Annotated in this window: 22 protein-coding genes; 10 read left to right on the forward strand and 12 right to left on the reverse strand. The window is 68.0% G+C overall.

Features of this window, described 5'->3' with window-relative positions; translation table 11 throughout:
• Positions 1–192: 192 nt before the first annotated feature.
• The 5 genes from AC1D1W_RS12260 to AC1D1W_RS12280 form a co-directional block, all read right to left on the reverse strand.
• A complete protein-coding gene (locus tag AC1D1W_RS12260; RefSeq protein ID WP_243181536.1) occupies positions 193–882 on the reverse strand; it encodes a YqjF family protein in 690 nt (229 codons plus the stop codon).
• 203 nt (positions 883–1,085) lie between these two features.
• Positions 1,086–1,874 carry an isocitrate lyase/PEP mutase family protein gene (locus AC1D1W_RS12265; RefSeq protein WP_243181535.1) on the reverse strand — a complete coding sequence of 263 codons (789 nt, stop codon included), beginning with the start codon at positions 1,872–1,874 and terminating at the stop codon, positions 1,086–1,088.
• A 40-nt stretch (positions 1,875–1,914) separates the two neighbouring features.
• A complete protein-coding gene (locus AC1D1W_RS12270; RefSeq protein WP_476943820.1) occupies positions 1,915–2,304 on the reverse strand; it encodes a DUF1622 domain-containing protein in 390 nt (129 codons plus the stop codon).
• A 38-nt stretch (positions 2,305–2,342) separates the two neighbouring features.
• Positions 2,343–3,278 carry an SDR family oxidoreductase gene (locus tag AC1D1W_RS12275; protein WP_476943821.1) on the reverse strand — a complete coding sequence of 312 codons (936 nt, stop codon included), beginning with the start codon at positions 3,276–3,278 and terminating at the stop codon, positions 2,343–2,345.
• 127 nt (positions 3,279–3,405) lie between these two features.
• Entirely contained in the window at positions 3,406–4,302 is an 897-nt protein-coding gene (locus AC1D1W_RS12280) for an MSMEG_6728 family protein (protein ID WP_476943822.1), read from the reverse strand.
• Between the two features lie 260 nt (positions 4,303–4,562).
• Here AC1D1W_RS12280 and AC1D1W_RS12285 point away from each other — a divergent pair, with 260 nt between their 5' ends.
• Positions 4,563–5,090 (forward strand): hypothetical protein, encoded by a 528-nt coding sequence (locus tag AC1D1W_RS12285; protein WP_084476203.1) that lies wholly within the window; start codon positions 4,563–4,565, stop codon positions 5,088–5,090.
• A gap of 104 nt (positions 5,091–5,194) precedes the next feature.
• Here the strand turns inward: AC1D1W_RS12285 and AC1D1W_RS12290 are convergent, their stop codons facing one another.
• Both AC1D1W_RS12290 and AC1D1W_RS12295 read right to left on the reverse strand, forming a co-directional pair.
• Complete coding sequence (locus AC1D1W_RS12290) at positions 5,195–5,845, reverse strand: LysM peptidoglycan-binding domain-containing protein (protein ID WP_243182203.1); 651 nt, start codon at positions 5,843–5,845, stop codon at positions 5,195–5,197.
• A gap of 309 nt (positions 5,846–6,154) precedes the next feature.
• Positions 6,155–8,770 (reverse strand): excinuclease ABC subunit UvrA, encoded by a 2,616-nt coding sequence (locus AC1D1W_RS12295; RefSeq protein ID WP_476943823.1) that lies wholly within the window; start codon positions 8,768–8,770, stop codon positions 6,155–6,157.
• Between the two features lie 48 nt (positions 8,771–8,818).
• Between AC1D1W_RS12295 and AC1D1W_RS12300 the strand changes: the two genes are divergently transcribed.
• Positions 8,819–9,880, forward strand: coding sequence for an adenosine deaminase (locus tag AC1D1W_RS12300; RefSeq protein WP_243182201.1), 1,062 nt, complete (start codon positions 8,819–8,821; stop codon positions 9,878–9,880).
• An 89-nt stretch (positions 9,881–9,969) separates the two neighbouring features.
• On the opposite strand, the gene AC1D1W_RS12305 is transcribed toward AC1D1W_RS12300, so the two are convergent.
• The gene (locus AC1D1W_RS12305; protein ID WP_476943824.1) at positions 9,970–10,944 is read right to left on the reverse strand and encodes an aldo/keto reductase; all 975 of its coding nucleotides are present in this window, start codon (positions 10,942–10,944) and stop codon (positions 9,970–9,972) included.
• 224 nt (positions 10,945–11,168) lie between these two features.
• Between AC1D1W_RS12305 and AC1D1W_RS12310 the strand changes: the two genes are divergently transcribed.
• From AC1D1W_RS12310 to AC1D1W_RS12320, 3 genes are all read left to right on the forward strand, one after another.
• Entirely contained in the window at positions 11,169–12,902 is a 1,734-nt protein-coding gene (locus AC1D1W_RS12310; protein ID WP_243182199.1) for a SulP family inorganic anion transporter, read from the forward strand.
• Between the two features lie 163 nt (positions 12,903–13,065).
• Positions 13,066–13,971: a pullulanase X25 domain-containing protein gene (locus tag AC1D1W_RS12315; protein ID WP_476943825.1), complete on the forward strand. Its 906-nt coding sequence runs from the start codon at positions 13,066–13,068 to the stop codon at positions 13,969–13,971.
• Positions 13,972–14,187: 216 nt separating this feature from the next.
• The gene (locus AC1D1W_RS12320; protein WP_476943826.1) at positions 14,188–14,985 is read left to right on the forward strand and encodes an alpha/beta fold hydrolase; all 798 of its coding nucleotides are present in this window, start codon (positions 14,188–14,190) and stop codon (positions 14,983–14,985) included.
• A gap of 304 nt (positions 14,986–15,289) precedes the next feature.
• Here the strand turns inward: AC1D1W_RS12320 and AC1D1W_RS12325 are convergent, their stop codons facing one another.
• Together AC1D1W_RS12325 and AC1D1W_RS12330 are read right to left on the reverse strand one after the other, a co-directional pair.
• Positions 15,290–17,170: an alpha-glucosidase gene (locus AC1D1W_RS12325; RefSeq protein ID WP_476943827.1), complete on the reverse strand. Its 1,881-nt coding sequence runs from the start codon at positions 17,168–17,170 to the stop codon at positions 15,290–15,292.
• 148 nt (positions 17,171–17,318) lie between these two features.
• Complete coding sequence (locus AC1D1W_RS12330) at positions 17,319–18,572, reverse strand: mechanosensitive ion channel family protein (RefSeq protein ID WP_476943828.1); 1,254 nt, start codon at positions 18,570–18,572, stop codon at positions 17,319–17,321.
• 240 nt (positions 18,573–18,812) lie between these two features.
• Here AC1D1W_RS12330 and AC1D1W_RS12335 point away from each other — a divergent pair, with 240 nt between their 5' ends.
• Both AC1D1W_RS12335 and AC1D1W_RS12340 read left to right on the forward strand, forming a co-directional pair.
• A complete protein-coding gene (locus AC1D1W_RS12335; RefSeq protein WP_476943829.1) occupies positions 18,813–19,604 on the forward strand; it encodes a hypothetical protein in 792 nt (263 codons plus the stop codon).
• Positions 19,605–19,619: 15 nt separating this feature from the next.
• On the forward strand, positions 19,620–20,528 hold the full coding sequence (locus tag AC1D1W_RS12340; RefSeq protein WP_476943830.1) for a hypothetical protein: 909 nt from the start codon (positions 19,620–19,622) through the stop codon (positions 20,526–20,528).
• Between the two features lie 20 nt (positions 20,529–20,548).
• Here AC1D1W_RS12340 and AC1D1W_RS12345 read toward each other — a convergent pair whose 3' ends face one another.
• Positions 20,549–20,824 (reverse strand): YegP family protein, encoded by a 276-nt coding sequence (locus AC1D1W_RS12345; RefSeq protein ID WP_243182192.1) that lies wholly within the window; start codon positions 20,822–20,824, stop codon positions 20,549–20,551.
• Between the two features lie 230 nt (positions 20,825–21,054).
• Here AC1D1W_RS12345 and AC1D1W_RS12350 point away from each other — a divergent pair, with 230 nt between their 5' ends.
• The 3 genes from AC1D1W_RS12350 (at position 21,055) to AC1D1W_RS12360 (ending at position 23,246) form a co-directional block, all read left to right on the forward strand.
• Positions 21,055–21,372 carry an acylphosphatase gene (locus tag AC1D1W_RS12350; protein WP_043436330.1) on the forward strand — a complete coding sequence of 106 codons (318 nt, stop codon included), beginning with the start codon at positions 21,055–21,057 and terminating at the stop codon, positions 21,370–21,372.
• A gap of 86 nt (positions 21,373–21,458) precedes the next feature.
• The gene (locus AC1D1W_RS12355) at positions 21,459–21,794 is read left to right on the forward strand and encodes a cupin domain-containing protein (RefSeq protein ID WP_459384027.1); all 336 of its coding nucleotides are present in this window, start codon (positions 21,459–21,461) and stop codon (positions 21,792–21,794) included.
• A 69-nt stretch (positions 21,795–21,863) separates the two neighbouring features.
• The gene (locus tag AC1D1W_RS12360) at positions 21,864–23,246 is read left to right on the forward strand and encodes a diacylglycerol/lipid kinase family protein (protein ID WP_476943831.1); all 1,383 of its coding nucleotides are present in this window, start codon (positions 21,864–21,866) and stop codon (positions 23,244–23,246) included.
• A gap of 37 nt (positions 23,247–23,283) precedes the next feature.
• Here AC1D1W_RS12360 and AC1D1W_RS12365 read toward each other — a convergent pair whose 3' ends face one another.
• On the reverse strand, positions 23,284–24,912 hold the full coding sequence (locus AC1D1W_RS12365; protein WP_476943832.1) for a PucR family transcriptional regulator: 1,629 nt from the start codon (positions 24,910–24,912) through the stop codon (positions 23,284–23,286).
• Positions 24,913–24,957 lie beyond the last annotated feature (45 nt).

Consider the following 24,957-nt stretch of genomic DNA (forward strand, 5'->3'; position numbering starts at 1 on the left):
GACCGGGGCTGCACCCCGGTCCGTGCCCTGCGCCTCGTCCCCGCAGGCGGTGAAATCCCTGATGAAATCCCTGACGGCTTCCATGGCTCGAGTCTATTTGAGGGCTCCGACAATTTTAGGAGGGCACCACGCGTGATCACTCTGTCCCCGCGGTGCCACGTGCCCGCGGACCGACGGGCGATCAGGCAGGTCTCACATCGTGCTGTGCAGGACCCGTGGCCAGCCAAACTGCGTGTGAACTCCGGGCGAGAAGAGTACGGATTCGGGCTGCCCGGCCACTTCGATTCCCGCGGCGCGCACCAATTGGTCCTCAAGGCCGATCAGCTGCGCGCGGTACAGCGGCCATGCACTGTGCGTGTTGGGCACATAGATGGTCCTGCCCCTGAACCGTGAATGCAGACCGAACCGGGCCGTGAGGTGGATCGACAGCGCGTCGGTGGCGGCGACGTCGGGCTCTGGGACGACCGAGAAATCGCTGCGGGTGCCGCCTCGAAAGCGCCGCACGGAATATCCAGCCGACGCCGATCCGGCAAAGTCATCGGCGCCCACGTAACTCGCCCGCGACCACACATAAGGTATTCCGGCCGCCCGCGCGGCCAGCACCACCGCCAAGCGTGAGGCATCCAGGCTGCGGAAAACGACACCACGGGTGCCGTCCGGCTCGCGGGAGTAGAGGCGCACGTTGATCTCGTTGAAGCTTCCGAAATAGGGGATGCCGGGACCGCGACCGACTCCGGCACCCTGCATACGAAAGCCGATTAGCCCCACCCACGCTGACCCGTCGAACACATCCGGCGCGACGCCCGGTGGCATGAACCGCGCCGCCACTGCATCAGGAATGCGCCAGTGCAGGAAGACGGCATCCAGCCACCGCTGGTCCATGATGATTGGCGCCGGAAGCTCGGGTGCAGCCGGCCAAGGATCACCGCCCAATCGGATCAGCTCCCTTCGGTCGGCAGGGTGTTCGGCCGGCGGGACTTCCGTCGGCAGGGTCTTCGGTCAGCAGTGTACGAGCCGGTCGGCACCATGAGAATCGGTCGGCCGGCGGAGTCACTTGGCATCGGGAAAGGTCCGCGGAAGCAGGGTCAGTTCAATGCCCGGGTGCCTTCCGGAAGGGCTCCGCCGGCCAATACTGCCGCCGTCGCATCGGCCAACGCTGTCAGCGCCACGCGCTGGGTCCACGGGCCGTAGGAAATGCGCGCCACGCCAAGTTCCTGCAATGTGGCCGGTGCCAGGGATCCGGGCACATTGATGACCGAGACCTTGTTCCACCCAATGCCTTCCACCAACGCGGTGACAGTCGGCTCGTCCAGCAGGCCCGGCACGAACACCGTGGTCGCACCGACGTCGAGGAAGGCCCGGCCGCGCTCAATGGCGTCCGCAAGCACCGCAGAAGGGTCCCGGTCCTTGCCCTTCAAGAAGGCGTCGGTGCGGGCGTTAAGGACAAAGTCGATGCCCTCGGCCTCGGCGGCGCGGATTACAGCGCTCATCTGTTCAACGGCGTCGGCGAGCGGGCGCATCTGGTCCTCGATGTTGGCGCCGACAGCGCCGACGCCAATCGCCTTGCGTACCGTTTCGCCGGGGTTGCCGTAGCCCGCTTCGAGATCAGCGCTGACGGGCAGCGGCGTGGCGGCGGCAATCACCCCGACGGCGGCGATCATTTCGTCCACCGGGATGTTCTCGCCGTCTTCGTACCCGCGCGACGCAGCGATGGAGTGGCTGGCCGTGGCCAATGCCTTGGTCCCCGGAACGCCGGCAACCACCTTCGCGGTGATCGCGTCCCAGACGTTGACGAGTTGGAGAATTTCCGGTGCGTGGTGGAGACGGAGCAGTTCGGTGGCTTTGGGGGCAAGAGAACGCGCGGTGTCTGTCATGCCGCGAGCCTAGCCGGGCTCCGTGCCACCCGGAAGGGTTTCAGCCACCTGCGGAGGAATCAGAGGAACCCTGGCGCCGAGTCTGCCAAGGCCAGCGTCCGGTGATTTCCAGCTCGAGCGAGAAGCTAAGGAAGGTCCGGATAAGCACAATAATGGCCAGCACGCCGACGCCCTCGAAGGTCGGCGTGACGGCGACGGATCGGATGATGTCGGCCGCGACGAGCAGTTCGAGCCCGAGGAGGATGGACCGGCCCAGCAGTTGCCGGTAGGAGCGGTAGACGGAGAGCGGCGCGGAGCCCGTCGGCAGGCGTTCCGGCTGGAATCCGCGCAGCGCCATGGGGATGGAAACGAGGGCGCCGATTACCATGACGGCCACGCCGGCGAAGTCCATGAATCGGCCGGCCGTCTCGATAATGTGCTGAAGATCCATTGTTCCCCTCGGAGAAAGTGGGCAGTGAGATTCAAACCTTACGGGTGCCGGACGCCGATACCGGCGAGAACGGCTCGGTAGCCTTCTCGGAAACTGGGGTATTGAAACTCGAAACCGGTGCTGCGGATCAGTCCGTTGCTGGCCCGCTTATTTCCGCCGCGCGAGGGTTCGCCGCCCGCCGCTTTGCCGCCCGCCGCCGCACCCGCGGCACCGCCCGCCGCCGCACCCGCCGCACGCGCGGCACCAGTGGACTCTGCCGCCGGCGCAGGGAGTCCCAGTTCCGCGGCCAGGAATTCCAGCACGTCGCCGAGTTCGGCCGGTTCATTGTCCACGCCCAGATAGACCGCCGCCGGAACCGTGCCCATGGTGCACAGATGGACGATCGCGGCGGCGGCGTCGTCCCGGTGGATCCGGTTGGTGAAACGCGACGCGGCAGGAATGACCGCGGTTCCGCCGCGCACCTGGTCGATCAATCGCGTCCTGCCGGGGCCGTAGATTCCGCCGAGCCGCAGCACTACGGGGGTGATGCCGGTGCCGCGCAGGCGGCTGTGGAGGAGTTCCTCTGCCTCGCGGATGATGCGGCCCGAGAACCCGGCGGGTTCCGGCGTCGTGCGTTCATCAATCCAGCCGCCGCCGGCATCTCCGTAGACGGCGGTCGAGGACACAAACAGGACCCGGCGGACGTTTGCCCCGGAGGCGAGGACCGCGTCCAGGACGTTCGACAGCCCGTCCACGTAGGCGGCACGGTAAGCCTCCTCGGTCGGGGAGTCCGCGGCAATCGCGACGACGACGGCGGTGGTGTCCGCCGGGATGGGCGGCAGCTCAGCGGAGCCCAGGTCAGCGGCGACTCCCTCGATGGCGGCCGGGAGTTTCTCCGGCGAACGGCGCCACCCCACCACGCGGTGGCCAGCCGCCGCGAAACGCAGCCCGGCCTCGGTGCCAAGATCGCCGCAACCGGCCAACAGAACAGTCATGAAGCCAGTCTGCCAGCCTTCGGGAAGCGCCACGGGCAGGCTTGAGAAAATCTTGGATCTCCAAGTGCGGCTGAAGTATCCGACCCGACGCCGGGACCCGCCCGGCGTCGTTCAGTGCGGCCCTTTGCTACCTCGCCGGGATCGGGAAGAAGGCCCGCGGGTCCTGCATCAGGGCAGGGTAATCGAAGGCGGAGCGGTCCACGATCTCGTCGACCTGGAAGTTGCGTGCGAACTGGCCATCAACCGTGATCGGGCGGCCCAGGACCTTGCCGACGGCGAACGCGGCGCCGTCGTTGACCGGGATGGCAACCACGGAGTTGCCGGGCAGGGTGGTGAACGCCTCTTCCTGCTGCTGGCGCTTGCGGGTGGGCTTCTTGACGAGCTGCTTCGGGGGCAGCTTGCGCACCTTGCCGGGACGGCGGGAGCCCGAGTCGGCATAGACGAACTGGTAGTCGTCGTCCGCGGGGGCCTTGCTGCGGCCAACCGGCGGCAGGCTGACAGTCTTCAGCTGCGCGGGCTCGGTGTCGCCCAGGGGCAGGCGCAGAACCCACATGCGGTCCCCGGCTGGATCCTCGGGCACCAGCTCGTGCTTCGGTTCGGGCCAGATGTACTCCAGATCCGGGTCCGTGCCGGGGAAAACCTCTGTGTAGAACCGCGGATCCTTGGCGATCAACCGGGACCGGTGGCTGAGGTGGAAATCCGCGTTGCCAAGCCATGGCGGCATCGGGATCTTGGCGGCGTAATCGGGGTGGGCCGCCTGCGGGGCGAACTCCATGATCTTCTCGCGCGTGGTGTCCTCGCCGCCGCGGGCCGTCCATTCATCCACCATGGCCAGGCCGTACATGCTCAGCGCAGGAACGTACCCCATCCACATCCGGATCGCCGGGTGCGACTGCCAGCCGTACTCCGGGATCACCAGCGCACGCAGGATCTGCAGCGCTTCGACGCGCTGCTTGCCGAGCCGCACACGGTCCAAAACCGCGGCGCTCTGCTGGAAATCGGGGAAGGGGAGGAAAGTCTGCATCTCTCCAGTTTGAGGCCACGGACCAAATGCGCCAATTGCTGGCGCATGCCGGTGAGGGTGCTCACATGACGGAACGGGGCAGACAGGCATGCCGGAGAGCCGCTAAAATAACATGAACCACTCCCGCCGCCACGGAAGACACGCCCATGCCTTATTCAGCAGAGCCCTATCAAGCAGAGCCTTATTCAGCTGGACCATCTCTAGCAGAGCCACCAACAGTAAGTGTGGCACCGGCGCCGTTCGTGCCTAAGTACGGACAAATGCTCAGCCCCGACGCCCACGGGATAGTGGTGCTGGAGGAATTCACGCTGGATCCGGTTGCCGCCCGCGACGAGCAGCGCGGGTTCCGCGCGGCTATGGCTGGAGTGGCCCTCACCATGCGGCGCCTGGTCGCCCTCCGCCTCTTCATCGCCGCAGTGGCGATCGCCAACCTGCCCCTGTTCCTGCTCTCGAGTGGCTGGGAGATCTACGTCATCTCACTGACCCTGGTGGTAGCCGTCCACGCCGCGGTGTCCTGGCTGAACCGCCACGAGCCCAGGATCAAGCAGCGCCGGATGCTGGAATTGCACCTGCACCGGGAGCGGAGCGCCAACTACCGCAAAGTCCGCGACGCCGTGAAGTACGTCATTGACGCCCCGGCCCGGATGAACGAAAGCCTTTACCTTGAGCTCCTCGCCGCGAAACGGGTAGCGCTACATCTGGCCATGGGCACGGTGGCCCTGCTGGACACGAGCGACGACGCCGCCTGGAAAGTGCGGATTATCCGCGAAATCCCACAGGCCGCCTGAGCCCGCACGGCTCACTGAAACACCACGACGCCGGAGCGTCCCCTTGCGGGATCGCTCCGGCGTCGTGCTGTGTGTCGTGCTGTACGCCAAGTGCTGTAACCGCCCTATGCGGGCAGCTGCAGCACTTGGCCCGGGAACACCAGATGGGGGTTGCTGATCGTCGCCGTGTTGGCGTCGGCCAGCGCGTGCCAGCCTCCGGCGATGTTGAGCTTCCCGGCGATCGTGCTCAGGGTTTCGCCGCTCCGGATGGTGTAGGTCTGGCCACTTACGGCTACCGGTGCAACGTGGCGGGGTGCCGGCACGGCTGCCTTGGGGGCGTACCTGGCGGGAGCCTTGGCTGCGACGGGAGTCGCGGCGGGCCGTTGCCATGTGGCCGCACTCTGCGGAGCCGCGGCGCCGCCGCGCAGTCCCAGCTTGGCCGCGCAGGCTGGCCACGCGCCCCAGCCCTGGCTGGCCTGCACTTTCTCGGCGACGGCGATCTGTTGCGCACGGCTGGCATTGGCCGGAGACCCCGTGCCGCCATGGGCCGCCCACGTGCTGGCGCTGAATTGCAGCCCGCCCGCGTATCCGTTTCCTGTGTTGGTGGCCCAATTCCCGCCACTTTCGCATTGGGCCAGCGAGTCCCACGTGGAGGCGGGGGCTGTGGTCGGTACGGCCGCGTTCGCGGCCGAGGCGGACAGGGCGACGCCTGCAATGGAGACGGCCGCAAAAGTGACGCCGCGGCGCGCGGCAGTGCCATAGGTTGATTTCTTCATGGTTCAGATGCTCCTGAGGTCCACCAGCGCTCGGTCCGTCCCCGGACGTTGTCGCGCCACTGCCCGCCCCTGACAATAGAGGTCATAGCGGTGTCTACCGGTCGGGCAGTATCTGGTGGTGGTAGCACCGGGCATGCAATACCCGGTTGCCGGGCATGGACACTAGGCTAAGTCAGCCCCGTGCCGTTATCAAGACGTTACTTTCCCTGCTTCTGCCGTTATCATCCGGCCCGCAGTGACGCCGACCCCGGCGACCCGCTGCCCGCAGTGACGCCGACGCCGACCCACGCGACCCGCTGCTCGCATGAATCAGCTTCCGAGCATTGCGGCCAGGTACGGAGCCGTCCGGCTCGCCGTGGAGCCCGCGACGGCGGCCGGGGTACCGATCGCCACGATCTCGCCGCCCGCGTCGCCACCGGCCGGGCCGAGATCGATCACCCAGTCCGCTGCGGCCACCACATCCATGTCGTGTTCCACCACGATGACGGTGTTGCCGGCGTCCACGAGCCGGTGCAGTTGGGCCATGAGGAGCTGGACATCGGCCGGGTGCAGGCCGGTGGTGGGCTCGTCCAGCAGGTAGAGGGAGTGGCCGCGCTGGGCACGCTGCAGTTCGGTGGCGAGTTTGATGCGCTGGGCCTCGCCGCCGGAGAGCTCGGTGGCCGGCTGGCCGAGGCGGAGATAGCCCAGGCCCACCTCGCGCAGTGTTTGCAGGCTGCGCGCCGCCGCCGGCACCCCTTCGAGGAACTCCGCGGCGGCATTGACCGTCAGGCCCAGCACCTCCGCCACGTTCTTGCCCTTGTACGTCACTTCAAGGGTTTCCGGGTTGTAGCGCGAGCCATGGCACTCGGGGCAAGGGCCGTAGCTGCCGGGCAGGAACAGCAGTTCGACGGCGACGAAGCCCTCGCCCTGGCAGGTCTCGCAGCGGCCGCCGGCAACGTTGAAGGAGAAGCGGCCGGCACCAAAGCCCCTCGCCCTGGCCTCGTCCGTGGCCGCGAACTCCTGGCGGACCGCATCGAAGAGGCCGGTATATGTGGCGAGGTTCGAACGCGGCGTGCGGCCGATCGGTTTCTGGTCCACCTTGACGAGCCGGTCCAGCTGGTCGAGGCCTGAGACCGGTCCGACACTGAGCGGCCCGGTGGACTCACCGGCGTCGGCCTCCAGGTCCTCGGGGGCCTTGGCAGCGTCCGGCTCCGGGTGCAGCCTGGCGCCGACCACCTCGGCCAGGACCTGGCTGACCAGGGTGGATTTGCCGGAGCCGGAGACGCCCGTGACCGCGGTCAGCACGCCGAGCGGGAAGTCGGCGTCGAGTTCGCGCAGGTTGTGGCGGCTGATGTCGCGCAGTTCCAGCCAGCCGGCAGGTTCCCGCCGGGTACCGCTGGCGGGGGAACCGCCGCCGTCGTCCGCGCTGTGGCGGGCGCCGCCGTCGTCCGAACCCGCCGAACCGTCCGGGAACAGGAACGGCCGGGTCACGGACGCGTCCACCTCGGCGAGGCCGGCCACGGGGCCGCTGTAGAGCACCTCGCCGCCGCCTTCACCGGCGCGGGGACCGACATCCACCAGCCAGTCGGCGCGGCGGACGATGTCCATGTTGTGCTCCACCACAAACACCGAGTTGCCGGAGGACTTGAGCTGGTCCAGGACTGCGAGGAGGGGCTCGGCGTCGGCGGGGTGCAGTCCGGCGGAGGGCTCGTCCAGCACGTAGATCACGCCGAACAGCCCGGAGCGGAGCTGGGTGGCGATCCGGAGCCGTTGCATTTCGCCGGGGGAGAGCGTGGGCGTGGACCGGCCCAGCGCCAGGTAGCCCAGGCCGAGGTCCAGCAGCACCGTGACGCGCTGCAGGAGGTCGCGGGTAATGGCGACGGCCACCTCGTTGCCCTCTCCGGAGGACTGCTTGCGGGACGCGGTGCCGGCCTCCGTGAGCTCGGTGGTGGGGCGGATGATGTCCGCCAGTTCGGTCATGGGGACGGCATTGAGCTCGGCGATGGTGTGCCCGGCGAAGGTGACGGCGAGCGCGGCCGGGGTCAGGCCGCTGCCGCTGCAGACCGGGCAAGGGCCGGTCTCCATGAAGCGCAGCACCTTCTCGCGCATGGTGGTGCTCTTGGAATCGGCGAGCGTATGCAGCACATAGCTTTTGGCGCTCCAGAACCGGCCCTTGTACGGCTTGGCCACGCGGTCGCGCTGGGGCGTCACCTCCACCACGGGCTGTTCCTCGGTGAACAGGATCCAGTCGCGGTCCTTTTTGGGCAGCTTCCGCCAGGGGGTGTCGACGTCGTGGCCCAGGTGGGTCAGGATGTCGCGCAGGTTCTTGCCCTGCCAGGCCCCGGGCCAGGCGGCGATGGCGCCGTCGCGGATGCTCAGCGCGGTGTCCGGGACCAGGGAGGACTCGGTGACGGTGTGCGCGATGCCGAGTCCGTGGCATTCGGGGCACGCGCCGGCGGCCGTGTTCGGCGAAAAAGCGTCCGAGTCCAGCGGGCCGGCGCCGTCCGGATAGCTGCCGGCGCGGGAGAAGAGCATGCGCAAAGAGTTGGACAGCGTGGTGAGGGTGCCCACCGTGGAGCGCGAACTCGGCGTCCCGCGGCGCTGCTGGAGCGCGACGGCGGGCGGYAGCCCGGTGATCATTTCCACCTTGGGGTTGTGGCCCTGCTGGATGAGCCGGCGGGCGTAGGGGGCCACGGATTCAAAGTAGCGGCGCTGCGCCTCGGCATAGATGGTGCCGAACGCGAGGGAGGACTTGCCCGAGCCGGAGACGCCGGTGAAGGCGACAATTGCGTCGCGGGGCACGTCTACGTCCACGTTGCGCAGGTTGTTCTCGCGGGCGCCGCGCACCCGGACAAAACCGTCCGACGGATTGCCGGGACCGAGATCAGGAATGAGGTCCCGGCCGGCCGGGCGCGGCAAATGGGAAGCATGCTGTTTACTTTGCATTGGTTCGACTCTATCCGCTCCGGGGAGCGCCGGGCATATCCTTACCGGATGGAAACACACGACGGCGATGCCCAGTTGACCGCGGAAGAGCCGGAAGAACCGGAAGAGCCGGAGGCCGGCGAACCCCTCCCGCTCCCGGTCGCCGAGCTGCACCTGCACATCGAGGGAACGCTGGAACCGGAGCTGATCTTCGCGCTGGCGGAACGCAACGGGATCGCACTGCCCTATGCGGACCTGGACGAGTTGCGCTCGCGCTACGAGTTCACTGACCTGCAGTCCTTTTTGGACCTGTACTACGCCAACATGGCCGTGCTGCAGACGGAGCAGGACTTTGCCGACATGACCCGCGCCTACCTGGCCCGGGCGGCGCTCGCCGGGGTCCGGCACGCCGAGATCATGCTGGACCCGCAGGCCCACCTGTCCCGCGGGATACCGCTTCAGACGTGCGTCAACGGCGTGGCCTCGGTGCTGGCGGGATCCCGCGAAGAGTTCGGCATCTCCACCCTCCTGATCGCGGCCTTCCTGCGCGACCTCACCGAGGACTCGGCCCTCGAGGTGCTGGAGCAGCTGCTCGCCATGGACGCCCCGATCGCCGGCATCGGGCTCGATTCCGCCGAGGTGGGCAACCCGCCGGCCAAGTTCGAGCGGCTCTTCGCCCGGGCGAAGGACGCCGGCCTGCACCGGATCGCGCATGCCGGCGAGGAGGGCCCGCCGTCGTACATCATCGACGCGCTGGACCTCCTCGACGTGGAGCGGATCGATCACGGCATCCGCTGCATGGAGGACCCGGAGCTCGTGGAACGGCTCGTGGACGAGCTCATGCCACTGACCGTTTGCCCGCTGTCCAACGTCAGGCTCCGCGCGGTGGACACCCTGGCCGAGCACCCGTTGCCGTCGATGCTCGCGGCGGGTCTGAACGTCTGCGTGAACTCGGACGACCCGGCGTATTTCGGCGGGTACGTGGACGACAACTTCGCGCAGCTGAAATCGGTGATCGGCCTGTCTGAGTTCGACTGCGTCCGGATGGCTGCGAACTCGATCCGGTCCTCCTTCGCGAGCGAGGAACGCAAGGCCGAGCTGCTGGCCGAGCTCGCCGCGTCCGGACACTAACCACCCAAGCAACGCGGGGTCGCTACGCGCCCATCCGGAGGCCCCGGACGGGCCGTAAGTGACCCCGCGTTGGCTGTCGAACGGCCGGCTTAGACGTCGATCGAGTCCATGTGCGGGTACCGCGCTCCGGCCGCCACCCCGGCGGGAGCCAGTTCGTCCAGGCGGGTCAGGTCCTCGGCGGAGAGTTCGACGTCGGCAGCGCCCATGTTTTCCCGCAGCCGGTTGACCTTCTTGGTGCCGGGGATGGGAACGATGTGCTCGCCCTGGGCCAGCAGCCAGGCCAGTGCCAGCTGCCCCGGGGTGCAGCCCTTCGCATCCGCGAGCTCCTTGACCCGGTCCACGAGCTGCAGGTTGCGGTCGAAGTTCTCGCCCTGGAAACGCGGGGAGTGCCGGCGGAAATCGTCTGCGGCAAAGTCCTCGGGGCTGCGGAACTGGCCGGTCAGGAATCCTCGGCCCAGCGGGCTGTAGGGCACAAATCCGATGCCGAGCTCGGCGAGGACCGGGAAGACCTTGGTCTCCGGTTCGCGCTCCCACAGCGAGTATTCGGTCTGCAGGGCGGTGATGGGGTGCACCGCGTGGGCCCGGCGCACGGTGTCGGCGCTGGCCTCGGACAGGCCAAGGTGCCGGACTTTGCCGGCTTGGACCAGCTCAGCCATGGCCCCGACGGTTTCCTCGATCGGGACGGTCTTGTCCACCCGGTGCTGGTAGTACAGGTCGATGTGGTCCACGCCCAGCCGCTGCAGGCTGGCATCGCAAGCGGCGCGCACGTAGTCGGGGGAGCCGTTGATGCCCACCCAGGATCCGTCGGGCCGCCGTTCGTTGCCGAATTTGGTGGCCAGGACGACGTCGTCGCGCCGGCCTGCGATGGCCCGGCCCACCAGCTCTTCGTTGGTGAAGGGGCCGTACATGTCAGCGGTGTCGAGCAGGCTTCCGCCGGCGTCGAGAAACGCCTGGATGGTGGCGATGGACTCATTGTCCTCGCCGTGGCCGTAGAACTCGCTCATGCCCATGCAGCCCAATCCCAGGGCTGAGACGGTGAGTGAACCAAGTGTGCGGGTTTCCATAGATATCTCCTCAACGGGAACGGTGGGACGCCCTGTCCGGCACCTGATCCGGCGCGTGTTCAGCGGCGGGACGGCGCGCAGTGGGCAGACCGCAACTTTAGGCCCATCGGCCCGGGGACACAACGGGAGCGCGTTGCCGGTTCCGCCGGGCGCACTGCGCCGGTCGACGCGGTTCACCCTTGCCGGGGGATGCGCGGGGCGGGGGCGGGCGGCAGAGTGCAGATATGACAAAGACCCGCGAGCGGCGCAAGGGCTGGCTGCGCCGGGCGGCGCCTGGATTCGATGCCGTCGCGACGTACCAAAAGGACTGGTTCGGCAAGGACATCGTCGCCGGGGTCGTCCTGACGACGTTGCTCGTTCCGCAGGGCATGGCCTATGCCGAGCTGGCCGGGCTGCCCCCAATCACCGGGCTGTACACCAGCATCCTCTGCCTGCTCGCCTACGCGGTCTTTGGCCCGTCCCGCATCCTGGTCCTGGGGCCCGACTCTGCACTCGGGCCCATGATCGCCGCGACGGTCCTGCCCCTTGTCGCGTCCGACGGCGACCCGCAGAAGGCGATCGCGCTCGCGTCGATGCTTGCCCTCATGGTCGGCGCCATCATGGTCTTGGCGTCCGTGGCCAAGCTCGGCTTCATCGCCGACCTCATCTCCAAGCCGACGATGATCGGCTACATGAACGGTCTCGCGATCACCATCCTGGTGGGCCAGCTCCCGAAGCTCTTCGGGTTCAAGATCGAAAGCGAAAACTTCATTGGTGACCTGGTCGGATTCGTCGAAGGCGTGGCCAATGGCGAGACGGTGGTCGCCGCGGCGGCGGTCGGCATCGGCGGGATTGTGCTGATACTGGTTCTGCAGCGGTGGCTGCCCAAGGTCCCTGCGGTACTCGTCATGGTGGTCGCCGCGATCGCGGCCACGGCGGTCTTCGATCTGGCCGCCAAGGGCGTCTCCCTGGTCGGGGAACTCCCGCGGGGCTTCCCGCCGTTCACCATTCCCCAGGTGGACTTCGCGGACCTCGGGCTGATGTTCGCCGGGGCCCTCGGTATTGCGCTGGTGTCCTTGACGGACACGATCTCGACGTCGACGGCGTTCGCCGCACGCACCGGGCAGGAAATCCGCGGCAACCAGGAGATGATCGGGATCGGTGCCGCGAACCTGGCCGCGGGCCTCTTCCAGGGCTTCCCGGTCAGCACCAGCGGATCCCGGACCGCCGTCGCTGAACGTTCCGGCTCGAAGTCGCAGCTCACGGGCGTGACGGGCGCCGTGCTGATCCTCCTCATGCTGGTGTTTTTGCCGGGGCTGTTCCGGAACCTGCCACAGCCGGCACTGGCGGCCGTGGTGATGACGGCGTCGATCTCCCTCGCCGACATTCCCGGAACGGTTCGGCTCTGGCACCAGAGGCGTACCGAGTTCTACCTGTGCATGGCCGCCTTCCTTGGGGTTGCGTTCCTGGGCGTCCTGCCCGGCATCGGCATTGCGGTGGGGCTGTCCATCCTGAACATCTTCCGCCGGGCGTGGTGGCCGTACGAGACCGTGATCGGGCGGGTGCCCGGCTATGAGGGGTTTCACGACATCCGCGTCCACCCGGACGCGAAGCACCTGCCCGGCCTGGTGATCTACCGGTGGGACGCCCCGTTGTTCTTCGCCAACGTCCGGCCGTTCCGCGACAACGTCCGGCACCTGGCACGAACGGAACCCAAACCGCGGTGGATCGTCATCGCGGCCGAGCCGATCACGGACGTTGACACCACCGCCGCGGACGTCTTGCTCGATCTGGATGTCGAACTGAACGCGCAGGGTATCTCCCTGGTGTTCGCCGAGGTCAAGCACAGGACCCGGGAGAAGATCGAAAAGTACGGATTGACCCGAGAAATCGAGCCGGAGCATTTCTATCCCACCACCGAAGCAGCGGTAGCCGCCTACATGGCCCAGACCGGCGCCCAATGGAGCGCAGAGGACTGACCTCTGGTTTTCTACTCGCGGGTAGGGCCGAGTTGGTCCTTCGTGCCCCCCGCTCTGGCCTGTCATAGTGGGTCACGACACACAGAGTTAACCGGATCCGCTCGCAAAAACTAACATTTCCTTGGCAAAATGCAGGTGGATCAATTGCTTCTAAAGGAGACCCATGGGCGCGAACACCGCGGAAAACACCAACCTTCGGCTAAAGGCCGTGCTGGATGTCCTGGCAGAGGAGGTATGGACCGGCGAGAAGCCGAACGCCGGAGCCGTACTGGGCGAGGCAATCGCACGGGTGCCCCTCAACGACCACGAACGCGAACTCCTCAGTGGCGGCATTCCCCGCGGCCACAAGACGCTGACCACCGCCACGGCCAAGTTGGTCAAGGCCGGCTGGCTGGTTAAGGGCCGCTCCGGCTGGTCCATCACCGACGACGGCCAGCGCGCCACGGTGGCCTTCGCCGATCCTGCCGCCTTCGCTGCAGCGCTCGACGCCGGCACTCCCGTTCCGGCGGGCACGCCGCTGCCGACTGCTCCGGTGGCAAAGCCGGAGAAGGCAGCAAAGACAGCAGCCACGCCGGCCGCCGCGGCCGAGGAGGCGCCGTCGACAACATCCAAGGTTGCCGGCAAGGCCGCCAAGCTCATCGAGGAGGCTGTTGCCCCGGTGGCCAAGGCGGTGCGCAAGCGCAAGCCCGCGGCGAAGGCTGCACAGCCCTCAGCAGCTCCGGCAGAAGCCCCGGCGGCGGCGGCCTCGGCTGTCAGCGTCGACACCATCGAACAGCCGGACGCCGTCGCGGTTGCCGGCGACTTCAGCATTCTGCTGGGCGCGCCCGCCAACTGGGCGCCGCAGTACGACGAAGTCCAGATGGAACTGGACCAGGTGGATCAGCTCTGGAAGATTGCCGCGGACATTCCTGCCGGCTTCTACTCGTTCAAGATCGCCCTGAACCGGTCCTGGGACGAAAACTACGGTGCGTTTGGCGTCTTCGACGGACCCAACCACGAAGTCCACCACGGCGGCGGCCTCCTGGTCATCCAGTACGATCACCGCACCCGGGACATCGTCCTGCCGTAGCACCGACGCGCAATCGACCTGCCGACGCGCAAATGACCCTGCGACACCCGAAAAATCGGGTGTCGCAGGGTCATTTGCGCGTCGCGGGCGGGTTTGCGCATCCTGAGCCTGCTCCTGAGTCCGCCCACCCTGAGTCCGCCCACCCTGAGTCCGCCCACCCTGAGTCCGCCCCGCCTGACCCTGCCGAGCGGCGGCGGCCCGACCTAGCATTGCCTCATGGAGACCGTCGAGGTTGCGGGCCTGCGCATCCGGTACCGGCGTGCGGGCCAGGGTCCGCCGCTGGTCCTGCTGCACGGCGCCTACGAAGACAGCCGCATCTGGCGGCGGCAGCTCGAGGATTTGTCGGCTGACTTCACGGTTTTCGCCTGGGATGCACCCGGGTGCGGCGGCTCTGACGATCCGCCGCCGGACTTCACCGGACAGGACCTGGGCGACGCCCTGGCGGGTTTTCTGCGGGAAGCGGTTCCCGGCCGGCCGAACGTCCTCGGGCTGTCCATGGGCTCCGGCATTGCACTGGAGCTCTACCGGGCACACCCATCAGTGCCCGCGTCGCTGCTGCTGGTCTCGGCGTACGCCGGTTGGGCCGGATCTTTGCCGGCCGAGGAAGTCGAGCGCCGCTATGCGCAGGTGCTCGCCGAACTCGAGCAGCCGGCGGAACAATTCATCCCCGTATGGCTGCCCACCTTGTTCACGGCACACGCTGATCCGGCAGCGGTGCAAGAAACCAGCGCCATCATGGCCGACTTCCACCCGGGCGGCATGCGGGCACTGCTGAACGCGAACGCCCACGCCGATTACCGCGACGTGCTGCCCACCATCGCGGTACCCACCCTGCTGCTGTACGGCACGGACGACGTCCGCTCGCCGCAGAGCGTGGCCCGCGAGATGAACCAGCGGATCCCTGGCTCGACGCTGGTGATGATTCCCGACGTCGGGCACATGGCGGCCGTCGAAGCGCCGGCTGCCTTCAACGCGGAGGTACGCCGGTTCCTGCACGGACTCTCCGCGAGGTGACGCCCGCTAGAACCGGGTCGGGTCCGGCCGCGGCGGCACCGGGCCGGGATCCGGAATCGGGAGGGGGCCGGGCGGCGTCGGGAACGGCCCCGGCTCCGGTGACGGCGTGGGCGCGGGGCCTGGTACCGGCTCGGGCCCCGGAACCGGCGGCGGCGTGACCGGACCGGGTTCCGGCGGGAACGGGTCTCCGGGCTCGGGCGGCGGCGTCGTGGGGCCGGGTTCTGGCGGAAACGGATCGGGGCCGGGGGTTGGTGGAATAGTCATGTGTGGCTTCCTTTCGTGGGCTGGCGTTAAGGATCGTCGATCAGGCGCCGCGGCGCCGGCGCAACACCTGCAGTTCCCAGGGCCGCAGTCGCACCGCACCTGAGGAAAGGCTGTTCCGCACTGCACCCGGCGCTGAACCCGGGGCGGAGCCACCGTTGGAGGCGTTGGCGTCGGACGGATAGTTGCCCAGGACCAGCTCCGCGGCACCCCAGGCCTCGTCCCCGAGTTCCGCGTCGCGCTCCTCGCCGGAGAAGTTGCCCAGCACCAGCAGCTCCGGAATCCCGGCGCCGTCTGACTGACTGTCCGAGGGACTGCCGGGGGAACCGTCTGAACCTGGCCCAGCCAGCGCCCGGGTGAACGCGTAGACGTGCGGGTCGTCCGGCAGGAGCATGGTGAAGCTCCCGTGCGAGACCACCGGTTCCGCGTGGCGCAGCGCGATGAGCTTGCGGTAGAAGCTGAAGACCGAGTCCGGATCGTCCACCTGGGCGGCGGCGTTGATGTGGTTGGCGTTCGGGTTCACCGCGATCCAGGGGGCCCCGGTGGTGAACCCGGCGTGCCGGGTGGCGTCCCACTGGACCGGGGTCCGTGCGTTGTCCCGGTTCAGCGGCGCGAGGGCGGCGAGGACCTCGGCGTCGGTGTGGCCGAGGTGCGAGGTGGCCTCGCGGTGGTGGTTGAGGACCTCGATGTCGCGGTAATCGCTGATCGCGCCGAACGTCATGTTGGTCATGCCCAGTTCTTCACCCTGGTAGACGTAGGGCGTGCCTCGGTGCAGGTGCAGGATGCCGGCCAGCATTTTGGCGGAGAGCTCGCGGTATCGGGGGCTGTCGTCGCCGAAGCGGGACACGGCGCGGGCCTGGTCGTGGTTGCCCCAGTACAGGCTGTTCCAGCCGGTCTCGGCCAGCCCGTCCTGCCAGCGGCCCAGGGTCTGCTTCAGCTCGGTGAGCAGGAGCTTCTTGGGCCTCCACTTGTCGCCTTCCTCCTGGTCCAGCGCCACGTGCTCGAACTGGAACACCATGTCCACCTCGGCCCGGGCGGGGTCGGTGTACAGGATGGCGTCGTCCACGGTCACGCCGGGCATTTCGCCGACGGTGAGCAGTTCGCCGGTTCGGTTCGAGAAGACTTCCCGGTGCATCTCCTGCAGGAATTCGTGCATGCGGGGGCCGTCGATGTAGAACGGGGAGCCGTCACCAAAGAGCTTGCCGTCGGCCACCGGGCCGTCCGGGAGCGAGGTGTCCTTGGAGATGAAGTTGATGACGTCCATCCGGAACCCGTCCACGCCCCGGTCCAGCCACCAGGTCATCATCTCGTAGACGGCGGCGCGGACCTCGGGATTCTCCCAGTTCAGGTCCGGCTGCTTCTTCGAAAAGATGTGCAGGTAGTACTCCCCGGACACCTGGTCGAACTCCCACGCGGGCCCGGAGAACGCCGAGCCCCAGTTGGTCGGCTGCGCCGCCGTGCGCCGTGGGGCGGCCCCGGCGTCGACGTCCCGCGGCGGCCGCCACCAGTACCAGTCGCGCTTCGGGTTCTCCTTCGAGGACCGGGATTCCACGAACCACGGGTGCTCGTCCGAGGTGTGGTTGACCACCAGGTCCATCACCAGCTTCATGCCGCGCGCGTGCAGCCCGTCGCTCAGTTCCCGGAGCTCCTTGAGGGTGCCGAACAGGGGGTCCACGTTACGGTAGTCGCTGATGTCGTAGCCGTTGTCGTCCTGCGGCGAGGTGTAGATCGGGGAGAGCCAGACGACGTCGACCCCGAGCCGCTGGAGGTAGTCCAGCCTGCCGATGATGCCGCGGAGGTCGCCGATGCCGTCGCCGTTGGAGTCGGCAAAGCTGCGCGGATAGATCTGATAGACGACGGCGCGCTGGAACCAGTCGCCGGCAGCCGCCTTGGGTGTTTCCGCGGGGGCTTCTTCGACCGTCATGGGGACTCCTCAGCTGGTCCGGCAGACAAGGGGGCAGCGCGTTGCTGACCCGCCAACGTCTGATTATTGATCAGTTGGCGGGGGCTGGGAAGACCTGCCCGGTCCGGCTGTGCTGTCGTGCTGTCCAGGCGTAGCCGCCCGTCCCCGGCTAGTTCTGCGAGGCGATGGCGTTGTCGCGGTCCTCGAAGACGTCCTCGCCCGGTCCGGAGAAGGCCTTGGAGCGCTGGATCGCCTCGATGGATCCGGTGAACAGCTGGGAGTCGTGGGGATCTGGGTGCCGGTGGTGCTCGGCCGTAGCAGTAGCCTTGCCGGGGCGCTTGGGCCCCACGACGACGTCGGACGCGTTGCCGGAAGTGGACGCCGCCAGCGCCGACGGCAGCGATTCGAGGCGGACGTGGGGGAGCGCCGTCGGGTGGTCCTGCTGCAGGAACAGCACCAGTTCCTCGCGGATCAGGCAGCGGAGGTCGAACAGGGAGGCGCTGTCTGCGGCGCTGACCAGGATGCGCACGCGGACAAAGCCGGCAGTGGCGTCCGTGATCTGCAGGATCCCCACGCGCTTGTCCCACAGCGGCGTATCGGCCAGGACCTTCTTCAGCTCGCCGCGCATTGCCTCGACGGGAGCGCGCCAGTCGAGGTCGAACTCGACGGTGCCCATGACCTCGGACTGCCGCCGGGTCCAGTTCTCGAAGGGGGTGGTGGTGAAGTATGTCGAGGGCAGGATCAGCCGGCGGTCGTCCCAGATGTGGACCACCACGTAGGTCAGGGTGATTTCCTCGATCCGGCCCCATTCCTTCTGGACCACCACCACGTCGTCCACCCGGATCGCGTCCGTGAAGGCGAGCTGGATGCCGGCGAAGACGTTGACCAGCGAGGTCTGCGCGGCGAGGCCCGCGACAATCGAGATCACGCCTGCGGAAGCCAGGAGCCCGGCGCCGAGCGCCTGGATCGCGGGGAACGTCAGCATCATGCTGCCCAGGGCCACCACGGCGATCAGTGCGACGCCGATCCGCCGGGCCAGGATCACCTGGGTGCGCAGCCGGCGGGCGCGGCGGTTGTCCGCGACATCCACGCGGTACCGGGTCAGGACCATTGCCTCGATGATGAGCAGCATGGCGATGGCCAGCCAGGCCAGTGAACCGATGAGCGCAATCAGCAGCAAATGGTCCAGGCCGTGGCGCCATTCGAGAGTCCCGCCGCTGGTGGCGAGCGCGATCCGGACGGCGATGAGGCACAGGGACAAGCGCAACGGCAGCCGGGCCACGCGCGAGATCTCGCGCAGTTCGGGCTTGCTGCGGTTGAGCCGGAGCACAATCTTGCGCACCAGCCAGGACAGGACGAGCCCGGCAACCACGGCGAGGGCCATGGCCAGGAACGGCATTGCTTGGGTGAGGAACTCTTGCATTACTTAAGCTCTAGCAAGCTTCCACGGGCAACTGAAATCGCCGGGATGTCAACGTGGGTCTCCTCACGCCGCGGCAGGAGCCGGCGGGCACGGCAGGTCTTCGGCAGGTTCCGGCGCGGGCCAGCGCAGTCCACCGCAGTTCGACCGCGGGCCGGACGCAGTCCGGCCGCGGACCCGGACAGAGTTCGGCCCGCCACTCCGGGACTTTTGCCTCTTGATTTTGCTGACGGACGCTCCAGAATGGTCGAACCACTTGAATCCCAGGGGGAGGGTGACATGCGTCGACTCGCGGCGTTCGGCACGGCAGCGTCGGCCGGCTTCTTGGTTGCGGCGCTGCTCGGCTCCTGCGGTGCGCCCGCGGGCCCGGGTCCGACGTCGCCGTCGATGCCCACCGTGCCCCCGCTGACGTCCGCGCCGGCCAGCAGCGGCGCCGTCGATACCCCGCCCACCGAGCCGCCCTCGGCGCCGGGCACTCCGGCGCCGACGGCGGCGGATTGGCAGAGCGTCAAGACCCCGGACGGGAAGCTCGAGTTCGATCACCCCGCCGAGTGGACCGTCAAGGACCGCGGCGCCGAGGCCGCGCCCGGCGGCGTGTTCCTGGAGGTCCTGAACGCTGGCGGCAAGTCGCTGGCCACCTTAAAGACCAACGTGGCCCCGGGTGCGGAATGCACGCAGCGGATCCCCTACCAGGTGCTCGATCTGGTGCAGGTTCCGGCCCTGGCCCAGCAGGGCGTCACGCCGCACTTCATCTTTGAGTTACGGCTGTATCCGGCCGAGAAGGACCCCACGAAAGCCAACGTCATGGCTTACGGCATCAGCTCAGCGCCCAAGCCGTCCGGCCCCGATGCCTGCCCGATCTTCCAGTTCTTCACCTGGCCGCCCAGCGGAGCGTCGTTCGGGGGCGTTTATAACCCCTTCGACACCACCCCGGGCAACGAGCCCTTTGTCGACACCCCGGAGGCCTACCTGGAGACCTCCGAATACCAGGACATCAGGAAGATGATCACCTCGCTGCGTCCGGCGGGGCAGTAGGGCCGGCCCGGGCTCATGGCGAGGCGGCTCACACCGGCTACGGATCCGGCACCATTTGTTTCGGCGCTGGTGCTCGCGGCCCTGCTGCTGGCCGGCTGCGGGTCACCGGCGGCGCCGCCTGCGACATCCGGCGCTGCGGGTGAGGCAACGTCCGCAGGTCCGCCTGCCGGCGCTGCCCAGCCGGGAGGCACCCAGTCGGGAGATCCTTCGCAGGGGACACAGGGAACCACGCCGTCGGAGTCAGCCACGGACACAGCATCGGGAACGGCTCCGGGGAGCACCGCGGCGGCAACCCCGACGACGTCGGACCTCCCGCCGTCGTCGTCCGGCTGGAAGACGTTCACGACGTCGGACAGGACGCTGAGTTTCGACTACCCGGCCGCGTGGGAGATCCGGGACCCTGCGGGGGAGGCGCCGCTGGGCGGTGAGTTCGTGGACGTCGTGAACGCCGCCGGGAAGCAGATGGCCGCGCTGCGCACGAACATCGTCACGGGCGCCGAATGCGGCGATCAACAGCCCTACCTGCTCATCGACTCTCAGCCGATGCAGGCGCTCGCGGAACCGGGTGCGGCGGACCAGAGCCCGCCGCGCTACGTCTTCGAGGCCCGGGGTGACTTCAGTGCAGCGGAGGCTTCGCCGCCCACCTACGCGTCGTATGGCATCACCATGATGCCAGAGGAGACCGGGCCTACGTCGTGTCCGATGTTCCAGCTCTTCCTCTGGCCGCCCAGCGGCGCACTGTTCGGGCAGGCGTACGACCCCGGGAAAAACACCACGCCGGGGGACCCAGGGCTGCCGTACCTGGAGAAGGCGAAGCTCTACGCCAGCACTGCGGAGTACCAGGACGTCCGGAGGATGATCACGTCGCTGCGTCCGGCGGGCAACGGCGCGGCCACGGGCAGCGTGACGGAACCGGCGAAGTAGCTGGGTTAGACGACGCTGCGTTAGACAGCGGGCAGGTGCCGGTGGCGGTGACGGTGTTCGCGGACCGCAGGTGTCGGCGAGGCATTCCTGCCGCCGCGCTGCCCGGTCCACGGGTTGCTGCTGACCTCCCGGATCAGCCCGGTGCCGGCGCACTCGCGCACAGCCATGATGCCGTCCGCCGCCTGGCGCTTGTCGTCGAATGCTGTGGAAATCGCCAACACGGTCCCGTCGGCGGCGAGAAGCCGGAACCGTACATTGGATTCCGCGTCGGTGAAGATTTCGAACTGTCCAGCCATTGTCTTGTCCTTGTCTAGCGGTGGTGACCGCCGGTGGAGGGTAAGAGCACTTCTTTGTGCTGTTGCCGGGTCTTCGACAAATCGCTGCAGTGCCGGTAGCCACCCTTTCGTGGACGGCGTCCCCGGGAAAGAGGCAAAGGTCCCTTGGTGTCTGGCGGATGAGACTGGGCCGGCCTAACCCAACCCTGCGTGACGAAACCGGGCGCCCGGATGGGCGCTACATTGGGAACGTGGCTGGCAAACATCCTGTGCAGTTTCCGGCGGATTCCGGCGAGCCCGTGCGGCTGAACGCGCGGGTGTCCGGTGTGGTCCAGGCGGTCGGCTTCCGCTACTGGACGGTCCGGAAGGCCGAGGAACTGGGGCTCAGCGGCACGGTCCGGAACAACACCGACGGCTCCGTGGGCATCGTGGCCGAGGGGCCGCAGTCCGTTGTGCTGGAGCTACGGCGCTGGCTGCGCTCGCCGGAGGCGCCCGGCCGGGTGGAGGACGTCGAAGAATCAGTCTCGGCCGCGACGGGGGAGTTCGGCGGATTCGACGTGGCCTACTAGGGCTGCAGCTTTCCGGTGCCGGTATCGTGGCCGGTCCGGGGCGAAGGACCCTCGGCAGGGGCCCGGTTTCTGAGTAGGGTGGCCCCATGCAGAAGATATCGCTCGATGCCCTTGCCCGGCAGCAGCTGGCTGCAGCGGTCGCGGCACCCAGCGGACGGGCCGCGGACACTGCGTTTGGCGGGCATGAGAAAGTCCTGCGGCAAACCGTCATGGCGTTCAGGGCGGGGACGCAGCTGAGCGAGCACCAGAACCCCGGCGAGGCGACCGTGTTTGTGCTCCGCGGCTGCGTGCGCCTGCGGGCCGGCAACGAATCGTGGCAGGGCAAGACCGGTGATCTGCTGATCGTGCCCGACGGGCTGCACAGCCTGGAGGCCGAGGAAGACTCGGCGATCCTCATGACCGTGGCGAAAATCAAGACCTGACGGCCCAGCCGCAGGCGGCGAGACCGGTCGAAGCCACTCCAGGGGCCGGATTACCGCAAGGAGCAGGACATGACTGTCATCCCTTTCGACGAGGTCCCACAGACCCGGCGGTGGTGGGCGAGGGCGGCCTACGCCGCGATTCTCTTGGCGGTGGCTGTCCCTTTGGTGTCTGCGGGATTGGCAGGCACCATCGCGTTGGTCATGATCGATGCCGGCGCCGTGTTAGTGACTGTGGCTGCGATCTACTGGTTCCTCATCAGCCGCGGTGTCCTGCGCTGGTGTGCGCTGGCGCTCGCGGTATTGGCCCCGCTGGTGCTGGTGGTCCTGCACATCCAGGCGGGTCTGCTATTGGAGATGGTGCTCTCGATTGCGCTGGCGTTCGTGGCCTTGGTCTGTGCCCGTGCCGCGCTCCGGGAAAGGGGTGAGGGCAAAGCCATGCCCGAGCACACCGCCCCTGCTTGGCAGCATGCTTTCCTGGTGATGAATCCGCGTTCCGGCGGGGGCAAGGTGGTGAAGTTCGACCTCCAACGGAAGGCGGAAGAACTCGGCGCCGAGGTGGCGCTTCTTGCGGGACCGGGACCGGTGGACGTCGACGCGTTGGCCCGGCAGGCCGTGGAACGCGGGGCCGATCTGCTCGGCGTCGCCGGTGGGGACGGAACCCAGGCGCTGGTCGCCGGCATTGCGGCCGAGCACAACCTTCCGTTCCTGGTGATCAGCGCCGGCACGCGCAACCATTTCGCCCTGGATCTCGGGCTGGACCGCGAGGACCCGACAGGCTGCCTGGATGCCCTCCGGGACGGGGTGGAGCTTCACGTCGACCTCGGCAAGATCAACGGCCGCACCTTCGTCAACAACGCATCCTTCGGGGTGTACGCCGAGGTGGTGCAGAGCCCTGCGTACCGGGACGACAAGGCCGGTACCGTGCTGGAGATGCTTCCGGACCTGATTAGGGGCGATAAGGGTGCGCGGCTGCGGGCGCAGGCGGACGCGGAGACAGTGGACGGCCCGCAGGCGGTGCTGGTGAGCAACGGTCCGTACGGCAGCAACGACCTCGCCGGCCTGGGCCGGCGAACCCGGCTGGACCGCGGCGTGCTCGGCGCGGTGGCGATTTCCGCCGCCAGCACGCGGGAAGCGGTCGGCCTGTTGCGCCGTGCCACGAAGCGCGGCCTGATCCAACGCGCGGCGGCGGAGGTGGTGGTCGACGCCGACGTGCCCGAGATCCCCGTCGGAGTGGACGGCGAGGCTCTGCTGATGAGCACGCCGGTACGGTGCACCGTCGAACCCCGCGCACTTCGGGTACTGGTTCCGCGGAACCGTCCAGGCGTCCCGCCAGCCCAACCGGCGCTGGATCTGGTCCGGCTCCGCGAGCTGGCGTGGGGCCGGCACGTGTCTGCACCGCCTGCGCCGTCTGCGCCGTCGTCCGCCGCTCCCCCCGCCGGCGGGGGATCGTAGCCCCGGCAAATCTGGCCTGACCCGTGAATGACGGCGACTAGTTGTGCCGTGCCCACAACTGCAGCCACACGAGGAGGCGCGTTTCGGCGTCGTCGAGGTCGATGCCGAAGAGCGGCTCCACCCGGGACAGGCGGTACCGCACCGTGTTGACGTGCACGTCCAGCGCCTTGGCGGCGTCGATCGCGTTTCCGCCGCAGCTGAGGTAGGCGTAGATGGTCTCCTCGAAGGACTTCTTATGCTGTTCGTCGTACGCCGCGATATTCAGCGCGTGCGATCCGGGCAGCTGGCCAGCGGCCGTCAGGGCCGAGACGAACTGGCGCAGAAGCAGACGCGAGCCCAGGGAGTCGTCGTCGGCCACGATGTCATCGGAATCGGCGGCGATGCGCCCTTCCGCGACGTTGCGCACAAGTTCGGACAGGACCAGTTCCGCGTTGACCCTGGAGTCCTCGAGCCGGTCAATCGTCGCCGCGGCGCCGAGCGCGGCCAGGACCGGGCGTGCGAGCAGCCGGCGCGCATTCTGCACAATTTTCAGAAGCGCGGTGCGCTGGAAGTGCCGTGAGGTTTCGGTGGTCTGGGGCAGGACGATGTAAACGATGTTGTCCGAGAGCCCGCAGACGGCCGAGGGCAGCCGGATGGCGCAGGCAGTCCGGATGGTGTCGAAGAGCCGGAGGCGGGACTGCAGCGTTTCGGCCGCGATGGCCTCGGACGGCCAGACGCCCAGAGCCGCGACCCGGATCGACGGCGCCGAGATCCCGAGCCTGATGGCGGCCAGTTCGGCGCGTTTCGGATCGAACAGCAGCGGCTGGACCAGATCGATCTGGCGGGTCAGGTTCGAGACGTAAGTGGTCCGTTTGTGCAGGATGTGGAGCGCGGCCACGTTGGCCGCTTCGCGCAGGATCCGGTTGGCGTCCTCGTTGTGGTGGTCCGCCAGTTCAAGGAGCCAGAGCGAGCCCAGAACGGAGTCGCCGGCCCGGATCGCGATGGCGGTGCGCCGGAGCGAGGGATCCTGCGTGGCCACGTCCAGCGCATCGGCGGCGGCATGGACACGGCGGTAATCGTTGTCCGTTTCCACCGAATGCGGCACCTGCAGGCTCAGGATGGAACTCCGGCGCGTCTCGTCAATGGGCTGGTCCGGGAGGGTGGAGTACGCCAGGATTGTTTGCTCGGGATCGGCGATCGCGATGGCACCGCCGGCCTGGGCCGCCACCGTGTTGGCGAGGTCGAACAGGTCTCCGGGCCGGATGTCCACCAGGGTCCGTCCCGATTGCCGGTGCGGGACCACTGCCGCGTCCATGATCTCCGCGAGCTGGTTCCAGGGCACCGAGTCGGAGGCCCGGAAAAGCGCCATCCCGTTGTCCCGCGCGGCTGCCCGCAGGACTTCGTCCGAGGTGCCGTTGGATTTGTAGACGACCGCCACGTACCCGGCGTCGCTGAGTTCCCGCACTTTCGCGCCCAGACGCTTCCCGGAAAGGGACAAACCAATGGCCAGGGCAACGGCACCCGGGAACTTGGCGGGCCGCGCCGTCGAGTCGTAGAGAACCGAGCCGGCGACAATCTGCCGGTCATCTGACGGCATTTCCACGAGGCTGAGGATTTCCGAGCCCGCCGAGCGGACGACGTCGGCCAGCGTAGGCAGCGCATGCGTATCCACCTCCGGTGCCGTCACCGGGACACCCAAGAAGCTGTTTGGTATTCGCTACTAATGATTGGC

The sequence above is a fragment of the Arthrobacter sp. P1_B4 genome, from assembly GCF_056406555.1.

Coding starts and splice junctions, on each gene's coding strand:
- AC1D1W_RS12270 (WP_476943820.1), bottom strand. CDS start 2,304: ATGGATCTTCAGCACATTATCGAGACGGCCGGCCGATTCATGGACTTC.
- AC1D1W_RS12355 (WP_459384027.1), top strand. CDS start 21,459: ATGCAGAAGATATCGCTCGATGCCCTTGCCCGGCAGCAGCTGGCTGCA.
- AC1D1W_RS12305 (WP_476943824.1), bottom strand. CDS start 10,944: ATGGAAACCCGCACACTTGGTTCACTCACCGTCTCAGCCCTGGGATTG.
- AC1D1W_RS12360 (WP_476943831.1), top strand. CDS start 21,864: ATGACTGTCATCCCTTTCGACGAGGTCCCACAGACCCGGCGGTGGTGG.
- AC1D1W_RS12275 (WP_476943821.1), bottom strand. CDS start 3,278: ATGACTGTTCTGTTGGCCGGTTGCGGCGATCTTGGCACCGAGGCCGGG.
- AC1D1W_RS12285 (WP_084476203.1), top strand. CDS start 4,563: ATGCTCAGCCCCGACGCCCACGGGATAGTGGTGCTGGAGGAATTCACG.
- AC1D1W_RS12345 (WP_243182192.1), bottom strand. CDS start 20,824: ATGGCTGGACAGTTCGAAATCTTCACCGACGCGGAATCCAATGTACGG.
- AC1D1W_RS12340 (WP_476943830.1), top strand. CDS start 19,620: ATGGCGAGGCGGCTCACACCGGCTACGGATCCGGCACCATTTGTTTCG.
- AC1D1W_RS12260 (WP_243181536.1), bottom strand. CDS start 882: ATGGACCAGCGGTGGCTGGATGCCGTCTTCCTGCACTGGCGCATTCCT.
- AC1D1W_RS12315 (WP_476943825.1), top strand. CDS start 13,066: ATGGGCGCGAACACCGCGGAAAACACCAACCTTCGGCTAAAGGCCGTG.
- AC1D1W_RS12290 (WP_243182203.1), bottom strand. CDS start 5,845: ATGAAGAAATCAACCTATGGCACTGCCGCGCGCCGCGGCGTCACTTTT.
- AC1D1W_RS12335 (WP_476943829.1), top strand. CDS start 18,813: ATGGTCGAACCACTTGAATCCCAGGGGGAGGGTGACATGCGTCGACTC.
- AC1D1W_RS12280 (WP_476943822.1), bottom strand. CDS start 4,302: ATGCAGACTTTCCTCCCCTTCCCCGATTTCCAGCAGAGCGCCGCGGTT.
- AC1D1W_RS12300 (WP_243182201.1), top strand. CDS start 8,819: ATGGAAACACACGACGGCGATGCCCAGTTGACCGCGGAAGAGCCGGAA.
- AC1D1W_RS12320 (WP_476943826.1), top strand. CDS start 14,188: ATGGAGACCGTCGAGGTTGCGGGCCTGCGCATCCGGTACCGGCGTGCG.
- AC1D1W_RS12325 (WP_476943827.1), bottom strand. CDS start 17,170: ATGACGGTCGAAGAAGCCCCCGCGGAAACACCCAAGGCGGCTGCCGGC.
- AC1D1W_RS12310 (WP_243182199.1), top strand. CDS start 11,169: ATGACAAAGACCCGCGAGCGGCGCAAGGGCTGGCTGCGCCGGGCGGCG.
- AC1D1W_RS12330 (WP_476943828.1), bottom strand. CDS start 18,572: ATGCAAGAGTTCCTCACCCAAGCAATGCCGTTCCTGGCCATGGCCCTC.
- AC1D1W_RS12265 (WP_243181535.1), bottom strand. CDS start 1,874: ATGACAGACACCGCGCGTTCTCTTGCCCCCAAAGCCACCGAACTGCTC.